Annotated in this window: 12 protein-coding genes; 2 read left to right on the top strand and 10 right to left on the bottom strand. The window is 68.6% G+C overall.

Annotation, left to right across the window (positions count from 1 at the left end):
- Nucleotides 1–60 precede the first annotated feature (60 nt).
- The 3 genes from QMF22_RS06735 to QMF22_RS06725 are packed head-to-tail and all read right to left on the bottom strand — an operon-like array spanning nt 61 to nt 2,218.
- Complete coding sequence (locus QMF22_RS06735; protein ID WP_283451598.1) at nt 61–822, bottom strand: class I SAM-dependent methyltransferase; 762 nt, start codon at nt 820–822, stop codon at nt 61–63.
- A complete protein-coding gene (locus QMF22_RS06730) occupies nt 819–1,502 on the bottom strand; it encodes a TIGR04282 family arsenosugar biosynthesis glycosyltransferase (RefSeq protein WP_283451595.1) in 684 nt (227 codons plus the stop codon). The genes QMF22_RS06735 and QMF22_RS06730 overlap by 4 nt, the downstream gene beginning before the upstream one ends.
- Nucleotides 1,499–2,218, bottom strand: a complete 720-nt coding sequence (locus tag QMF22_RS06725; protein WP_283451593.1) for a glycosyltransferase family 2 protein — start codon at nt 2,216–2,218, stop codon at nt 1,499–1,501. The genes QMF22_RS06730 and QMF22_RS06725 overlap by 4 nt, the downstream gene beginning before the upstream one ends.
- Nucleotides 2,219–2,486: 268 nt before the next feature.
- Between QMF22_RS06725 and QMF22_RS06720 the strand changes: the two genes are divergently transcribed.
- Together QMF22_RS06720 and QMF22_RS06715 are read left to right on the top strand one after the other, a co-directional pair.
- A complete protein-coding gene (locus QMF22_RS06720; RefSeq protein WP_283451591.1) occupies nt 2,487–3,266 on the top strand; it encodes a response regulator transcription factor in 780 nt (259 codons plus the stop codon).
- A 103-nt stretch (nt 3,267–3,369) separates the two neighbouring features.
- Nucleotides 3,370–4,521 (top strand): sensor histidine kinase, encoded by a 1,152-nt coding sequence (locus QMF22_RS06715; protein WP_283451590.1) that lies wholly within the window; start codon nt 3,370–3,372, stop codon nt 4,519–4,521.
- Nucleotides 4,522–4,672: 151 nt separating this feature from the next.
- Here the strand turns inward: QMF22_RS06715 and QMF22_RS06710 are convergent, their stop codons facing one another.
- The 7 genes from QMF22_RS06710 to manA all read right to left on the bottom strand — a co-directional run bounded on the left by QMF22_RS06710 (nt 4,673) and on the right by manA (nt 15,617).
- Nucleotides 4,673–5,929 (bottom strand): NAD-dependent epimerase/dehydratase family protein, encoded by a 1,257-nt coding sequence (locus QMF22_RS06710; RefSeq protein ID WP_283451682.1) that lies wholly within the window; start codon nt 5,927–5,929, stop codon nt 4,673–4,675.
- Nucleotides 5,930–6,030: 101 nt separating this feature from the next.
- On the bottom strand, nt 6,031–7,002 hold the full coding sequence (locus QMF22_RS06705; protein WP_349357078.1) for an MTAP family purine nucleoside phosphorylase: 972 nt from the start codon (nt 7,000–7,002) through the stop codon (nt 6,031–6,033).
- A 419-nt stretch (nt 7,003–7,421) separates the two neighbouring features.
- Nucleotides 7,422–8,879, bottom strand: a complete 1,458-nt coding sequence (locus QMF22_RS06700; protein WP_283451588.1) for a DUF5719 family protein — start codon at nt 8,877–8,879, stop codon at nt 7,422–7,424.
- Complete coding sequence (locus QMF22_RS06695) at nt 8,869–11,988, bottom strand: glycosyltransferase family 2 protein (protein WP_283451586.1); 3,120 nt, start codon at nt 11,986–11,988, stop codon at nt 8,869–8,871. Before QMF22_RS06695 ends, QMF22_RS06700 begins: the two co-directional genes overlap by 11 nt.
- A gap of 332 nt (nt 11,989–12,320) precedes the next feature.
- Entirely contained in the window at nt 12,321–12,638 is a 318-nt protein-coding gene (locus QMF22_RS06690) for a WhiB family transcriptional regulator (protein WP_283451584.1), read from the bottom strand.
- Between the two features lie 217 nt (nt 12,639–12,855).
- Nucleotides 12,856–13,821, bottom strand: coding sequence for a UDP-glucose 4-epimerase GalE (gene galE, locus QMF22_RS06685; RefSeq protein ID WP_283451582.1), 966 nt, complete (start codon nt 13,819–13,821; stop codon nt 12,856–12,858).
- A 449-nt stretch (nt 13,822–14,270) separates the two neighbouring features.
- Nucleotides 14,271–15,617, bottom strand: a complete 1,347-nt coding sequence (manA, locus tag QMF22_RS06680; RefSeq protein WP_283451581.1) for a mannose-6-phosphate isomerase, class I — start codon at nt 15,615–15,617, stop codon at nt 14,271–14,273.
- Nucleotides 15,618–15,677: the final 60 nt, after the last annotated feature.

Here is a 15,677-nt window from a genome sequence, read left to right as displayed (position 1 = left end):
ACTGGGACCATGATCTAGCATGGGCCCAGTTTCCGGGCCCGGGCCCGGACAGAAGCGGGGTCAGGCGCGGGCGAGGCGAACGAAGGAGCGCCCACCCCTGGTCCATTCGGCGACCTGAATGAGTCCGACCTTAGCGGCCCGGCGGAGCAGGGCATTGACCCCGATCTCGGCCCACGGGAACGCGTCGCTCGTGTGGCCGGCGGCGTCGTGCAGGGTGCCCTCGTAGGCGACGTCGTGCTCGGGGTCGCGGTTCACCTCAACGACCAGCACGCCGTCGGCGGCGAGCAGAAACACGCAGCGCTCGAGCAGGGCGTCGGGATCGCCGCCGATGCCGATGTTGCCGTCGACGAGAAGCAGGGTCCCCCAGGTTCCCGCCAGCGGAATGTCGTCGAAGACGGAGCGCTGCAGCACGGCGAGTCCGGCCGCGAGGGCGATGCGCACGGCGGTCGGCGAGACATCGACGCCGAGGGCGTCGAGCCCCTCGTCGATCGCTGCCTGGATCATGCGACCCGGCCCGCAGCCGATGTCGAGCACCGGTCCGGCGAGGCCGGCGAGCAGGGAACGGTCGATTGCATCGGCTCCGGCGCTCCAGCGCCCGGCGTGCATCGTCGATACGCGCGCGGGCGTGCTCGGATCGGCATCGGCGCGGTGGCCGTGCAGGTAGAGCACGTTGTCGTCGCTCTGCAACGCCTGGGCATACGGTTCGGATCCGCCGGCACCGAACGTGGTCGGCCGGCGAAAGCGCTCGGTCGTGGCACGGTCGACGTCGTTGGCGGCCGCGTCTTCGGGTTGTTCCCGCAGGCGCGGCGAGACGAGGGTCACGAGCGGGTCCCGCTGAGAAGACGAATGTCGGAAGCGAGCAGGTCGGCAGTCGTTTTCAGAGCGGATGCCGTCACCTCCGCGAAAGCACGCGCGAACCGGGTGTGGGGGGCGATGGACGCGACGGTGTGGGCATCCGTTATGGTGTCGATGTCGGTGAGCGAGGGCAGCAGGCCGGCGGTGAGGCCCGCCCGATCGAGGCGTTGGAGCTGGTGGGCACCGGTGTCGGCGCGGCTCATCGGGATGCCGCGAAGCAGCGCACCGGTCGGGTTTCTGAGGGCGAGCGCCCAGAAACCGCCATCGTCTGCGGGGCCGAACCAGGCATCCGTTTCGTCGCCCCAGCCGGTGAAGACGGGGGCGAGCAGTTCGGCGCTGATTTGAGGCGTGTCCATGCCGAGCAGGAGGGTCGGCTCGCCGAGGTGGTCGAAGATGGCGGCGAGGCGCTCGTCGAGGCCGCCGGAGGTCTGCGGCAGAATCTCCCAACCGGATGCCTCCGGCGGCGGGGTCACACCGTCGAAAGCGAGGATGTGGCGGGTAGCGGGTAGCTGGGCGGCGACCGCGAGGGTGTCGGCGAGGCTGGCGGCGGCGAGCTCGGCGGCCTGCTCGAGCGAAAGCGGCGGGTGCAGGCGTGTCTTGACTTTGCCGGGCAGGCATTCCTTGGCGATGACGACGATTGCGGTCATGAGCGGGCCTCGTTGGTGTCGGGTGTGCCGGGGGTGGTGGTGGAGCTGCTGGCGGTGTTGGCTCGGAGCAGCCCGGACATGTCCTTGATGGCGGTGAGGGTGCCGCGCACGGTGCCGGTCACCTTGCTGCGGCCGATACGCGGCGAATACCCGGTGTCGACTTCGCAGATGCGCCAGTTGCCTTTCGCCGCGCCGAGAACCATCTCGAGCGGATACCCGCTGCGGCGATCGACTAGTTCGAGGGCGAGGAGGTCGTCGCGGCGGGCCGCTCGCATGGGGCCGAGATCATGGATGTTCACACCTGTTATTCGGCGCAGTCGCCAAGAAAGATAGGTATTTGCTAAACGGGCATGCGGAGGCCAGGCAGTGCGGGTCGTCGGGCGGCGGCGGCCGAGCACGAGATCGGCCTCGTCGGCACGGATCGGGTCGACCACGAGCGATAGATCGCGGGGATCCATTGAGGCATCGGCATCGCAGAACGCCACGATTGGTGCGGTCGCGGCGAGCAGGCCCGCGTGGGCGGCCGCGCCGAATCCGCGGCGGGATTCGTGCACGACATGGGCGCCGAGCGTGCGGGCGAGGTCGGCGGATCCATCAGTCGACCCGTTGTCCACGACGATCGCGCGGTAGCCGGCGGGCATTCGTTCGAGGATCCACGGCAGAGCTTGCGCCTCATTCAGACAGGGCAACACAACGTCTACCTGAATCTCGATCATTCTTCGACCCTAAGTGCGGGGTCTGGGGCTTCGGGGCGAAAGAGGTTACGAAACGCTGAAGTTTTCTGGGTGTTTGGTGTGAGGAGGCGCGTGCGTCGGGGCGGCTCGACCTTCGGGACCGGGCTCAGATCATAAGCTGGGCCGGGAACGGGGCCCGTGCCCCGCGCGGTTGGGAGAGACGGCGTGAGGCGGGGCATCCGCTGGGTGGAAGCGAGAACGGGTGCGCGCGCCCCGCGCGGTACGGGGAGCGCGCGCCTAGTCTGAAGGGGTGTCCCCCTCTCAATATTTCGCGCCGCCACGAGCGGATGCCCTCGCCGGCCGTCGCGTGCTCCTCATCGAGGACGACCCGACGGTTTCCGAGGTGGTCGGGCAGTATCTGCGAGCCGCCGGATTCGTCGTGGATGAAACCGTCGACGGGCTCGCCGGCCTGCGCCACGCCGAACTCGCTCAGCCGGACCTCATTGTGCTCGACCGCATGCTTCCGCTGCTCGATGGCATCGAGGTGTGCCGGCGCATTCGCGTGAACTGGGGCGCGCTGCCGGTGATCATGCTGACCGCACTCGGCGAGGAAGAGCATCGCATCGAAGGCCTCGAGGCCGGCGCGGACGACTACCTCGTGAAACCATTCTCGCCGCGCGAGCTGGTACTGCGGGTTCAGTCAGTATTGCGGCGGAGCGGCACCGAATCCATTCCGGAGGGGATCCTCGACGCCGGCGAGTTCTCGCTCAACCTCGCCGCACACGAAATCCGGCTGCGCAACAAGCCGCTCGTGCTCACGAGCCGGGAATTCGACCTGCTTGCCTATCTGATCTGGCGGCCGTCGCGGGTGCTGACCCGCGAGGAGTTGCTGCGTTCGGTGTGGGGCTGGGAATTCGGAGACCTGTCCACGGTGACCGTGCACGTGCGACGCCTGCGCGAGAAGATTGAGGCCGACCCCGCGCATCCGCTGCTCGTGAATACGGTGTGGGGGGTCGGGTATCGGTTCGATCCGGTACCGCTCGGGGCCGGTTCGACGCCCGATCAGGACGCATCAGGGGGAGCGGAATGAGCGCACCGGGTGGGGGCGTCAGCACGATTTCCGGGGATTCGGGGCTCGTAGGAGGCGCCGGGGCTTGGTCGGGCCGGGGCATCCGTTGTGAGGGAGGCGCACGATGACCCCTGACGTCCTTGCGACCGTGGCCGGCATTGCGCTCGGCTGCGCGCTCGTCGTGGGGATGCTCGCCCTGCTCGCCCTGCGGCTGCTGTCGCGTGGGTCGCTCGTGATGCAGGTGGTCGTTGTCGCGTTCGCCACCGTGATCTCCGTGGTGAGCGGAACCTCCGCGGTGGCGTCGCTCATGTATCTCTCAGAGCACGACCTGAACGTGTTCTACTCGGTGGCCGTCGTCGCCGGAATCGTATCGCTCGTCATGGCCTCGGTCCTGGGACGGTCGCTGGTGCGCGACAACCAGTATCTTCGGGCCGCTGCGGCGAGCATCGGACGGGGCGAATCGGTGATGTCCCCGGATCGGCATACGTCGACGGAGTTCGCCTCGCTCGCCGGGGAGCTGGCCGCGACGGCCGATCGGCTGACCGAATCCCGCCAGCGGGAGGAGCGGATCGAGACGTCGCGCCGCGAAATCGTCGCGTGGATCTCGCACGACCTCCGCACACCCCTCGCCGGCATCCGGGCCATGGCCGAGGCCCTCGAAGACGGAATGGCTCCCGACCCACAGCGGTATTACGTGCAGATTCGCGGGCAGGTCGACCGGCTGAGCGGAATGGTCGACGATCTGTTCGAGCTGTCCAAGATCCACGCCGGGGCACTGCAACTCAACTTTGAGCGGGTGGCCCTGTACGACCTGATCAGCGATACCGTCGCGGATCTCGCGCCGGTCGCCCTCGCCAAATCGCTCGACCTGCGCTTCGAGGGTGAACGCGGTCTCACCCTCCAAGCGGATGCCCGCGAGCTCGCCCGCGCGGTCGGCAACCTGGTCATGAACGCCATCCAGCATTCCCCGGCCGACAGCGCCATCGTCGTCTCGGTCACCCGGCACGTCGACGGCAGGGCGGTGATTGCGGTCGTGGATGCGGCCGGCGGAATTCCGGAGCAGGATCTCAATCGGGTGTTCGAGGCCGGCTGGCGAGCGAGCGAGCCGCGGACCGTGTTCGCCTGGGGAAGCGGCGCCGGTCAGAGCGGAGGCGCCGGGTTGGGACTCGCGATCGTCGAGGGCATCGTGCAGGCTCATGCTGGGCAGGTGACCGTGACCAATGTGGGGAACGGATGCCGGTTTGAGATGCTGTTGCCGCAGCATCCGCTGGCCTGAGGCATTCGGCACCGGGGGTTACGGCACTACGGGGTGGCGAATTCAGGAAAAACACGCCCGGCCCGACCCGACCAGCCCGGAAACACAGGAAAGCATGCCGCGACCGACCCGGATCTCCTCAATTAGCCACCACGAAAACAGCAAGGGCGGGTCAGGGACGCACGGCCGCACGCAGGGGTGCGGTCGCGAACTCGCGCATGCCGTCTTCGAAGGAGACCTGGGCGGACCAGCCGAGTTCCGCGCGCAATCGCTCGGAGGACGCGGTGATGTGTCGCACGTCGCCGAGTCGGTACTGCCCGGTCACTATCGGGGTGAGGCCACCCGCCGCCGCGGCAAGGGCGGTCGCCATATCGCCGATGGTGTGCACAATTCCGCTGCCGACATTGAACGGACGAAATATTCCGGAATCGGAATGGGCCGTGAATTCCAGCGCGGCAATGTTGGCTGCAGCTACATCAAGCACGTGCACGAAGTCGCGGCGCTGCTGCCCGTCTTCGTACACCCGCGGGGCCTCACCGCGCTCGATCGCCGAACGAAACAGGGAAGCGACCCCCGCGTAGGGCGTGTTCTGCGGCATGCCCGGGCCGTAGACGTTGTGGTAGCGCAGGGCCGCGACACGCCCGCCGGTCGAGCGTGCCCAAGCCGTGGCGAGATACTCCTGACCGAGCTTGCTGCTCGCGTAGACGTTGCGCGGGTCGAGCGGGTCGGATTCGCTCACCAGAACGGGCTCGAGCGCGAGGCCGGTCTGCGGGTCGAGCGGGTCGAAGCGTCCGGCGTCAAGGTCGCTCGAGAGGCGCGGGCCGGGCCGGGTGAAACCGTTCGGGCCGCGATAGCTGCCCTCCCCGTAGACGACCATGGATGATGCCAGAACGAGACGACGGATGCCCCGCTCGGCCATCCCGGCCAGCAACACCGCGGTTCCCACCTCGTTGCTGTGCACATAGTCGGGGGCGTCGGCGAAGTCGACACCGAGCCCCACTTTGGCCGCCTGATGGCAGACCACGTCGATGTCTTCGAGGGCGCGGGCGACGGTGCCCGGGTCGGTCACATCCCCGAGGATGAACTCTACCCGTGGGTCCAGGCCCGCTGGCCGTGCGTTCCGGGCCCGGGCCCGGAAACTGGGACCAGGTTCTATCATGGGCCCGCTTTCCGGGCCCGGGCCCGGAACAACGGAGGCGGTCACGGATTGAGGCGCGGACGCAACCTCGACCGGGGACTCTGACTCGCGCTCGGGTTCACGGTCGGATGCGCGCTCCGGCTCGGACACGAATGCCGGCAGTGGACCGTGCACATCGGCGCGCAGGGAGTCCAGTACCCGCACCTGATAGCCGCGGGCGAGGGCGGCGTCGACGATCGCGGATCCGATGAAGCCAGCTCCGCCGGTGATCAGCAGGTGTTCGCCGGTCATGGCTGATCCCGCTTCATAGTGCGGACGCAGGCGGCGCTCCGCGTTCCCCGTCGATCCGTCGATGACTCGCTGGAACGCAGCTCGCGTTGAGCGCTCCGTGTTCACGTCAGCTCCTGCGGGTCAGACAGCACGGAGCGGGCGAGCACGGCGTCAACCTGGGTCGGATCGATGAGCTCACGCGGAGCGAAGTCGGTCGGCAGGGCCCGCAGGATGCCGTCGATCGCGGCGAGAATGCGCGGCTGGGCGTCGCGAAGGCGGCGGAACACGACCGAGGCGGTCACGGCATCCGTTTCGGTGGAGACATCAGATCCTGCGGCGCGAGCGTGACCGGTCTCGGCGGCGTCGGCTTCGAGCACCGGAGCCAGCCCGGCATCGGCGTCGGTCACGAACGAGAGGTTGACCGTGCCCATGTTGAGTTCGCCGGCCAGCACGATCTCGGGGTAGGCGGTCATATTGACGATGTGCGCGCCGATCGACCGGAACCAGACCGACTCCGCCCGGGTCGAAAACCGCGGGCCCTGAATGACGACGACAGTTCCGGTGGGGGCGAAGTTCTCGCCGAGGTCCTCGAGCGCGCTCACCGCATAGCGACGCAACAGCGGATCGAACGGGTCGGCGGCGGAGAGGTGCTGCACCGATTCCCGGTCGTAGAACGTGTCGGGGCGTCCCGATGTGCGGTCGATGAACTGGTCGGTGACCACGAGCAGCCCGGGCGCATACTCCGGGGTGACTCCCCCGACCGCCGACGAGGAGATGATGGCCCGCACACCGATCGAGGCCAGCGCCCAGATGTTCGCGCGGTAGTTGATCAGGTGTGGGGCGACGCTGTGTCCGCTGCCGTGTCGCGGCAGAAACGCGACGCGGCGACCGGCTCGCAGGCCGATCGTGACCGCCGTGGACCCGTAGGGGGTCTGCACCTGGTGCGTCACGGCGCCGGCCGGGTCAATAAGTTCGTAGAGGCCGGATCCGCCGATCACGGCAATCTCAGCCCGGGCAGTTGGGTCGACCAGCGATTCGGCCAGCGATTCGGCCAAGGGTGCAGCAAGTTGGTCGGCAGTCGGGTCAAGCGTCACAAGCGGCTCCCAGCGTCATAACAGTCGAGTGTTCAGTGTGCCATCGAAACCTGCGTACTCGGGCCATCCCGACTTCAGCAACGGGTGCCGCGCCCGCCAGGCTGGATTGCGCGGAGCCGTGAGTTTCAGACACCGAGCCGTGAGTCTTGGGGCATTTGCCGGCCAATTTGGGCCCAGAACCTACGGCTCGGCGACGACGGCGAGCTCAAACTCACGGCTCGGCGAGCGAATGCTTCGCCTCGCCCACGCAGATCGGCCCCGCGGACGGAGCCCGGGCCCCGTCCGCGGGATGGGCTCCGTACGGGACGTCCGAACTGGGCCGAAGTCCGAGTCGGGTTTCCGGGCCCGGGCCCGGTCGCTGGGCCCACGATAGAACATGGGCCCGGTTTCCGGGCCTGGGCCCGGTCGAAATTGAACGACTAGTGGGTATAGAAGCGGATCGACGCCGCGAGCGGCCCGGGCGGGTTCAGCGCGAACGATGAGAGCACCCCGTCGCCGGAGTAATCCAGGAGCGCCCAGAGTTCGGATCCGCCACTCACCAAGTAGCGCTCTCCGCTCTGAAGCGGCACCGTGGCGCTGGCCCCGGCGTCCACCGTGAGGTCTACCGGGGTGCCCGCGGCGGGCGTGAGGGTGAGTGTGGCATCCGCTGCCCCGCCGTTGACGAGGTGCAGCGTCGGCGACGGCCCCTCGGCCACGGCCACCACGAAGGAACCCTCGAGCGGGGCCGACGCGGAGAACCAGCCGAAGTCCTTGCCGCCGGCGCTGTCGACGGCCGTACGGGCGGCCGCTACGATCGGTTCGTCGGAGCGCAGCTGTACCGAGAAGCTGCCGACGGCCAGCGGTGACAGCGGAATCTCGGTGGCGATGCCCGGCTCGACGTCCACCTGGGTCGAGGTTCCCTCGGCAGTTCCGTCGGCGCTCGTCACGCCGATCTGCACGGTCGCCGCCACGTCACCCGGCACGAACACCCGAATCGACGGGGTGGCTTCATCGAAGCCCTCACCCGTGTTCACGGCATCCGACGAGACGGCCGTCATAACGCGCACCCCGGCGATGATCTGGTTCGTGGCGGGCGTCGCGGTAGTGCCGATGATCTCGACGCCGCCCGGTTCGATGCCGCGAATGCTGCTCTGCTCCAGTGACGCCGCCACCTGGCCGCCGCGCGATGAGACCTGCAGTACCGGCGATTTCACGTTCGGCGCGAGGCCGGCGAGCGAGATGACCCGCTGCTCTCCCGGCTGCACCAGAATTCCGGTGGCGCCCGGAGCATCGACGAGCCCGCTCTCGCCGTAGACCGTCACATCGACGGTCGCGAGCACGGGGGTCGGGTTGCCGAGCAGCAGCAGGCTGGTGCGTCCGATATCGGTCGAGCCGCCGACGATCCAGCTGTCACTGGCCGCTTCGGCGCACGCCGCGACGGCGAGGCCGCCGAGCGTGTCGGTCGCGGCAACCTGCGATTGACTGCCGGCCACGAGCGGCGGCACGGTCGCGCCGTCTTGCACGGGTACGGTCAGCAGCAACGGCGGCTGGCGGCTGTTCGAGTCGTCGACCGCACTGATCTCGGTCACCTCGGGGCGAATCTGCTCGAGCGAACCGCCCGAAACCGCTCCATACACAGCGGATGCCGCCCCCACACTCGACGCGGACTGGGCCTGGGTCGAGTCCTCGGCGAGGGTCATCAGGGGTCCGGGGCAGACGCGCTGCTGCTCACTCGGCAGCGGTGCGATCTCGCTGGACTGCGGGCTGCGTTCAACGGTCGGCAGCGTCACGAGCGTGGCCGCGCCGAGAGTCGCCACGACGACACCGATGCCGACGAGGCCGAGCACACCGCGTCCGGCCCGGCCGCCAATGCGGGCGAGTTGGCTTCTATCGGGCATTGTCGTCCTCCGGTCGGTCGGCGGCAGCCGGGTCGAAGGCAGAGGCACCCGGCGCGCCAGACGCACCAGCCCCTGAGGCGACAGCGGCGTCGGCGTCGCCAGCTGGTTCGGCCACCGCATCGTCGTCGTCGAACCCGTCGTCCGATTCCAACCCGGTCCCGACGCCGGTCTCCCGGTCCATCGCCAGATCGGCTTCGAGGTCGGTGCCGAGCGGCACCTCCAACTCCTCATCACGATCGGAGGGCACCGCCCCCTTCGACCGCCGCACCCGCTTCGGCTTCTGCTTGGCGTTGGCGCGGGCCGCCCGGCGAATGGCATCGCGGTTGGCCTGGCGTACGGCTTCACGCCCTGCGCCGATCGGCAGCGACAGTAGAACGGCGCTGCCCACCACGGCGAGGGCAATGAGCAGGGTCACCAGGCCGAAGACGCCGCCGGCGCGAGCCGGTATGGGGGTGGAGGCTGCGGCATCCGTTTCGCCGAATTGCCACAGGCGGCCGAATTCGGTGTCGCCGACCGGGGCCAGCGCCGAGTTGCCGTCCAGGGCCGTTTCGGTGCGCAGGGCGGTGGCCGCGGCGTCCACATTCGCATCGCCCGGCTGCAACACGATAAAGCGGATGCCGAAATCGGCGAGGTCCGCGCTGGTCTCCAGACCGCTGCGGGAGGCCAGGTTGCCGGCGAGCTCCGCGAGTGCCTTTTCGCGGGCGCTGAGGGTCTGGTCGGTGCTGTCCAGCGTGGACTGCTGGTTCAGGGTGGCGCCGACACCGCGTTCGATCGTGGCGAGCAGCCCGCCATCAGCCTGCGGAACGAGCTTGAGCGTGCCGACCCGGTTGTCGATCTGGGCTTCAGCGGCGACGAAGGCCGGCTGGGTCTGCCCGGTTCCCTCGCGCACGGCGGCGGTGCCGAGATGCAGCGAGGCGACCAGCGGCAGCACGACCACGGCCAGAGCGAGCGAGGCGACCACACCGGGCGTCGAGGCGAAGCGGCGCAGGGAGCGCAGGCCGATCACGAGGGCGCCGACCAGCCCGAGCCAGTACAGGCTGAGGCCGTTGCCGGTCCAGACGCGCACCGGTTCGGCGCCGATCGCGGCGAGAACGAGCTGGTTGGCGGCAACCGCGGTGCCGAATCCGAGCAGCGCAACGAGCCAGGCACCGCCGGCGAGACGCGCGCCGGGCAGCAGGAGCGCGAGCAGGGCGAGCACGGCGAGGGGCGCGAGAAGAATCGGTACGAAAAGTTGCGGGTCCAGGCCCTCGACGCCAAAGCGGTCGAGCACGCCAGCCCAGCCGTCACTGCCGGGCAGTCCGAGCAGCAGTTGCAGGGTGGGAGCCTGGCCGCTCGGCACGGGTAGGCCCGGGTCGGCGACGAGGTTCAGCCAGTCACCGCGCAGTCCCTGGTTGACCAGAAGGGGCAGGGCCAGCGCGAGCGCCGGCAGCGGAATGCCGATGAAGCGCATCACGCGGCGGCCGGCCAGGGCCACGCTGAGCGCCCAGACCACGAGCAGGGCCGGGGCGAGGGAGGGCGCGCAGGCGACGACGGCGGCAAAGAGCAGGGCAGCGGATGCCGACGCCGACCAGGTGCGCGCGGCCGCAAACCAGGCGAAGAATAGCCAGGGCAGCAGCAGATGTACGAGAATCGCGGCCGGGCGGCCGTCAGCCAGGGCGATCAGAAAGGTCGGGGCGAGCACCCACAGCGCGGCGGCCAGGGCGCGCAGGCTGCCGCGGTCGGTCAGCCGGGTTGCGGCCATCCACGCACCGACGGCAGCGAGCGGGAAGGCGAGTGCGTAGACCAGCACGAGGGAGAACGACGGCGACCAGAACGCGATCGAGCCGAGCACGGCCACGACCGCGGCGAACGGGTCGGCGGCGCCGACGAAGCCGAGCCCGAGGTCACGCCAGCCATAGCCGACGCTCGACCACAGTTCGGGCAGGCTCGGCGAAAGCGGCAGCAGCCCGCCGCCGATCAGGGTGTCGGCGCCGAGCAGCGGCACCATCATGATGATGCCGACGACGGCTGCGGCGAGCATAGTCCAGGCGCCGCCGCCGGAGAAGAATCGAATTTCGTGACGTTCGCCGTGCAGGCCGAACAGGCTGGCCTCGCGCTTGAGCGAGTGACGTCGGCGCACCTCGGCGGAGGGAACCCGCAGGGTCGAGATCGCGTCCCAGCCGAGCGTGCGGGTCTTCGCGAACGAGCGGCGGGCGTTGCTGACCCGCAGGCCGTTGAACGCAGCGCCGAACGCGGCCGAGAATTCGCCCACGATCGCGCCGGGTTCCTTGCGCAGCAGCTGTCCGAGCGAACGTACGAAGGCCAGCGGCAGCAGTGACAGCCAGTGGAAAACCAGGGCTCCGGCGGGCGCGTAGACCAGCCGGCGGTGCAGCTGCGCTGAACGTTCGGCGCGAACGCGGCGACGGCGGAGGCGTCCCCGCGAGGACTGGTTCGGCCCGGCGACACCGTCACCGGCCGAGGCCACGCGGGCGGCAGGAACGACCGAGACTCGGTACCCGGCGAGCCGCACCCGCACGCAGAAGTCGAGGGAATCATCCACTGTGGGCAGTGCCGGGTCGAACCCGCCGAGCTGTTCCCACACCGTGTGGCGCACGAGCATGCCCCCGGCGCTGACGGCGAGCACATCGCTCAGGCCGTCGTGCTGGCCCTGGTCGAGTTCGCTCTCGACCAGGGTCACAGTGGCGCCGGTCGGCGTCATCGACTCGCCGAAGTTGTGGATATATTCGCCGGCGATCCATTCCATGACCTTGGGTCCGGCGACGGCCACCGAGGGGGCGATCTCGAGCGCGTCAACGAGCACCTCGAGGGCGGTCGGGTCGGGCGCGCTGTCCTGGGCGAGCAGCCAGAGCAACTCCCGGTCGTGCGTGGGCGGCGCGCTCACGCGCACGGCGGCAGCGATTGCCTGCCCGAAGTTCAGATCTGAGTCAGCGGCAATGAACTGGGTCGGCCCGAATTCGGCGAGCATCTTTGCGGTCGCATCGCTCGAACCGCAGTCGACGGTGATGACAATGTCGGGTTTACGGGTCTGCAGCGATAGCGCCTTGAGAGTTCGCTCAAGGTGTTTCGCGCCGTTTCGGGCGACAAGGATGGCGGTGACTCTCGGTTGCATAACAGAACCAGCCTAGGTCGGGATCGGCCAGCGGCCCTGAACTGAGAGGGCGCGCCTCGAATATTGGCGAGGCAATAGCCAAGCGGATGCCGCGGCATCCGCTCAGAGACCGGGTCGGGTCCGTCTGCGACGGCCGGCCCGGCCGGGGTCGCCGTGTGCGCTGGTCGTCCGTTCGCCTATGCCCGGCGGTGCATCGCAGCACCGGATGCGATGCCCCGTTCCGGCTGCGCTGCCCGGCAGGATTGCCCGCGCGGACGATTGCCGGACCGAACGACTACCAGCGCGGCGCGGTCAGCGTGAGCGCTCGGCATTCGCTTACGAACGCCTGAAGGTTAAGCGCGCTTTCGCAGTTTGCGGCGTTCGCGCTCGGAGAGTCCACCCCAGATGCCGAACCGCTCGTCGTTGCTGAGCGCGTATTCGAGGCACTCGTTGCGCACCTCGCAGCCGGAGCAGATCTTCTTGGCATCGCGGGTGGAGCCGCCCTTTTCGGGGAAGAACGCCTCGGGGTCGGTCTGGGCGCAGAGCGAGTCGGCCTGCCAGGCCAGAAGGTTCTCGTCGCCGAGATCTTGTCGTACTCCCGGGACACCGAGGGTGACAGGGTCAACGAACCAGTCCTCTGGTACTCCGGAACGATAGTCAGGTATAGCCATATCGTCTCCCAGCCCTCGCTACGCACCGTTTAGTGCTGCACCTAATTACACCGGTGTAATTCCCTAACGTCAAGTCGCGGATCGTAAACCCTCAATACGGGCTGGAGGGTTGCGACGCGCCGATGCCGACAAACTCGGGCATTCGGGGGGTACGAAAGCCTCAGAATAATGTTGCGAACGTAGCACGATCGCTGCACCGACCGGCGTGTCGCTGGCCTCAGTGCGCGGCGGCGCGCGAAGAATCCCAAGCGCTCTGCACCATCTGCTCGAGCGTGTGACGCATGCTCCAGCGCAGATCACGGGCGGCGAGCGCGCCGGAGGCCACGATGCGATCCGGGTCGCCAGCGCGGCGCGGGCCGATCTCGGGCTCGAAGTCGATGCCGGTGACCCGGCGCACCGTGGCCATGATCTCGCCGACCGAGACGCCGTCGCCGCTGCCAAGGTTGTAGACCGGTTCGATTGCGTCGCCGGCATCGAGGCGGCGCGCCGCAGCCACATGGGAGAGCGCGAGGTCGGCCACGTGAATGTAGTCGCGCACGCAGGTACCGTCGGGCGTGGCATAGTCGTCGCCGTTGATGCGCGGGGTGCGGCCGTCGAGCAGCGCGGCGAACACCAGGGGAAAGAGATTGTGCGGGCTGGTGTCACTCAGCGACACGTCGCCGGAGCCGACCACGTTGAAGTAGCGCAGCGAGGTGTGGCGCAGACCGGTCGCCACCGCCTGGTCGCGCAGTAGCCACTCGCCGATCAGCTTGGATTCGCCGTACGGCGACTCCGGACTCTTCGGCGTCTGCTCGGTGACGAGGTCGGTGTGCGGCGTGCCATAGACGGCGGCGCTCGAGGAGAACACGATGCGGTCGATCTCGGCGGAGTTCATGGCGGCGAGCAGCGTAGTGGTGGCCGTCACGTTCTGCTCGTAGGTGTGCAGGGGACGCTCGACCGAAACACCGGCGTACTTGAAGCCGGCCACATGAACGACGCCGTGCACGTGATGCTCGTGGAAGGCATGCAATAGGGTTCCGCCGTCGAGCACGTTGGCCCGAATAAACGGCACGTCGGCGGGCACGAACGACTCGTGCCCACTCGAGAGATCATCGAGCACGACCACGTCGAGGCCTTCAGCCTGGAAGGCACGCACCACATGCGAGCCGATATAGCCCGCCCCGCCGGTTACCAACCACGACATATCGCCCCGCTCGCTCGTGCGGCACTGGATGCGCCACCAGTACAGGCTAGCGCCAGCGAATCAGAGCGTCATATTCGTCAGCGAGCCACGGCACTTCTGCAGGCTACCCCCTGGCCGTACCGTTCACCGAGCCGTGAGTTTCAAGCCGGGCCGCTCACCGAGCCGTGAGTTTTTCGGCGTTGAACCGTTCGAATCGGCGATACTCACGGTCGTTGTCTGAAACTCACGGGTCGGCGAGCGGATGCCCGCGCCTCCGTTCGACCGTAGCGCGCCGCGGGACCTGCGCCAATTCGCGGGAGTTCCGGCCTGGCCAGAACTCCAGCGCAACGCGCCGCGCTGGACTTGCGCCAGTGCGCTCGAGTTATACCTCCCGCGCACTGGCGCAACTCGCGCGGCGGCGAGAAACTGCGGCCGCGGGGGTGAAAAACGGGGGCGGCAGCCGGCCCGGGCTATGCGCCGGGCATCGCCAGAAAAACCTCGCCGGAGCCGGCAAACGTCAGGGTGCCCTCGTCCGGGGTGACGTACACCGCCTGCCCGCGCTTCAGAGCCCGCGACGCCCCGGAACCGGCCACCAAAAACCCGCCCGCCGTGCAGATCGCAATGGCCGGGCCGCTGAGGGTGATCTGTCGCATGGTGACGGGCGTGGCCGACGAAGCCGCAGCATCCGCTTCAATGTGCACGAGCGCAAAATCGGTCACCCCGGGTCGATACACCACAACGCCCTCCGCGAGTACGACCGGCGCGAGGTACGGCGCCGACCCCGCCGTGAAGTCGAGCACCGCGAGCAACTCCTCGATATCGATGTGCTTCGGCGTGAGCCCGCCGCGCAGCACGTTGTCGGAGGCTGCCATCAGCTCCACGCCGAGTCCAGACAGATACGCGTGGATGTTGCCGGCCGGCAGATACAACACCTCACCGCGTTTCAAAGACACCCGGTTCAACAGCACAGCGAGAACGATTCCGGGGTCGCCCGGGTACTCGGCGGCGAGCGCGCGCACCGTCGCGAGCTCGCGCGCGTAGCCGATGGCCGCGCCGCCCTCGGCCAGGAACTCGGCGTGCGCGGCGAGCGCGACCACGCGTTCGACCAGCCATTCCACCTCGCCGGAGTCGCCGCCGCGCCCATCGCGCAGCAGCCAGTCGACGGTCTCACGCAGCCCGTGGCTGAGCTGGCTCTCGAACAGGTCGATGGCCGCTGCTTGCGGGTCGTCGCTCGAAAGATCCAGCAGGCGAAGTTCGGCGATGATGCCGCGCACCTCGGGCAGCGGGCGGAATCCGCAGAGCGCTTCGAACGTGTCGCTCAGCGCAAAGATGAGTTCGGGCTTGTGGAACGGGTCCCGGTAGTTGCGGTTGCCGGCGTCGACGGCTATTCCAGCCTCGTTCTCGAGCTCGAATCCGGCGCGGGCCTGCTCGGTCGTGGGGTGCGCCTGAAGGGACAGCGGACGTCCGGCAGCCAGGATCTTCAGCAGAAAGGGCAGGCGCGGGGCATCCGCTTGCTGCGTCGGAGAGCCAGTTTCCGTCCCGGCGGGCGCACCCGCGGCCGCACCACCGGCATCCGCTTGCCGTGTCGGCCACCCAGCGCCGAGCGCCGCCTCGGGCGCCGCAGCGATCCACTCGGCGAGGTTCGAATAACCGCCGACCTGCGACGGATCCTCAATCATCGACGGCGACCCGGCGTGGGCCCCCAGCCACAACTCGGCCTCCGGACCACCCGACGGCGTGCGACCCAGCAGATCGGCGATCGCGTGCGTGGACCCCCAGGCGTAAGTACGCGGCGCGTTGGTGATGCCCACAAACATGTTCGGCTCCTTCTCAAAGTGTTTAGACCAAACTACCAACCGACTTCACGCATTCAGCCA

This window comes from Cryobacterium sp. PH31-L1 (assembly GCF_030063145.1).
GTDB lineage: Bacteria > Actinomycetota > Actinomycetes > Actinomycetales > Microbacteriaceae > Cryobacterium.
The sequence above is the reverse complement of the archived record's forward strand: the minus strand, read 5'-3'. Positions and strand labels throughout refer to the sequence as shown.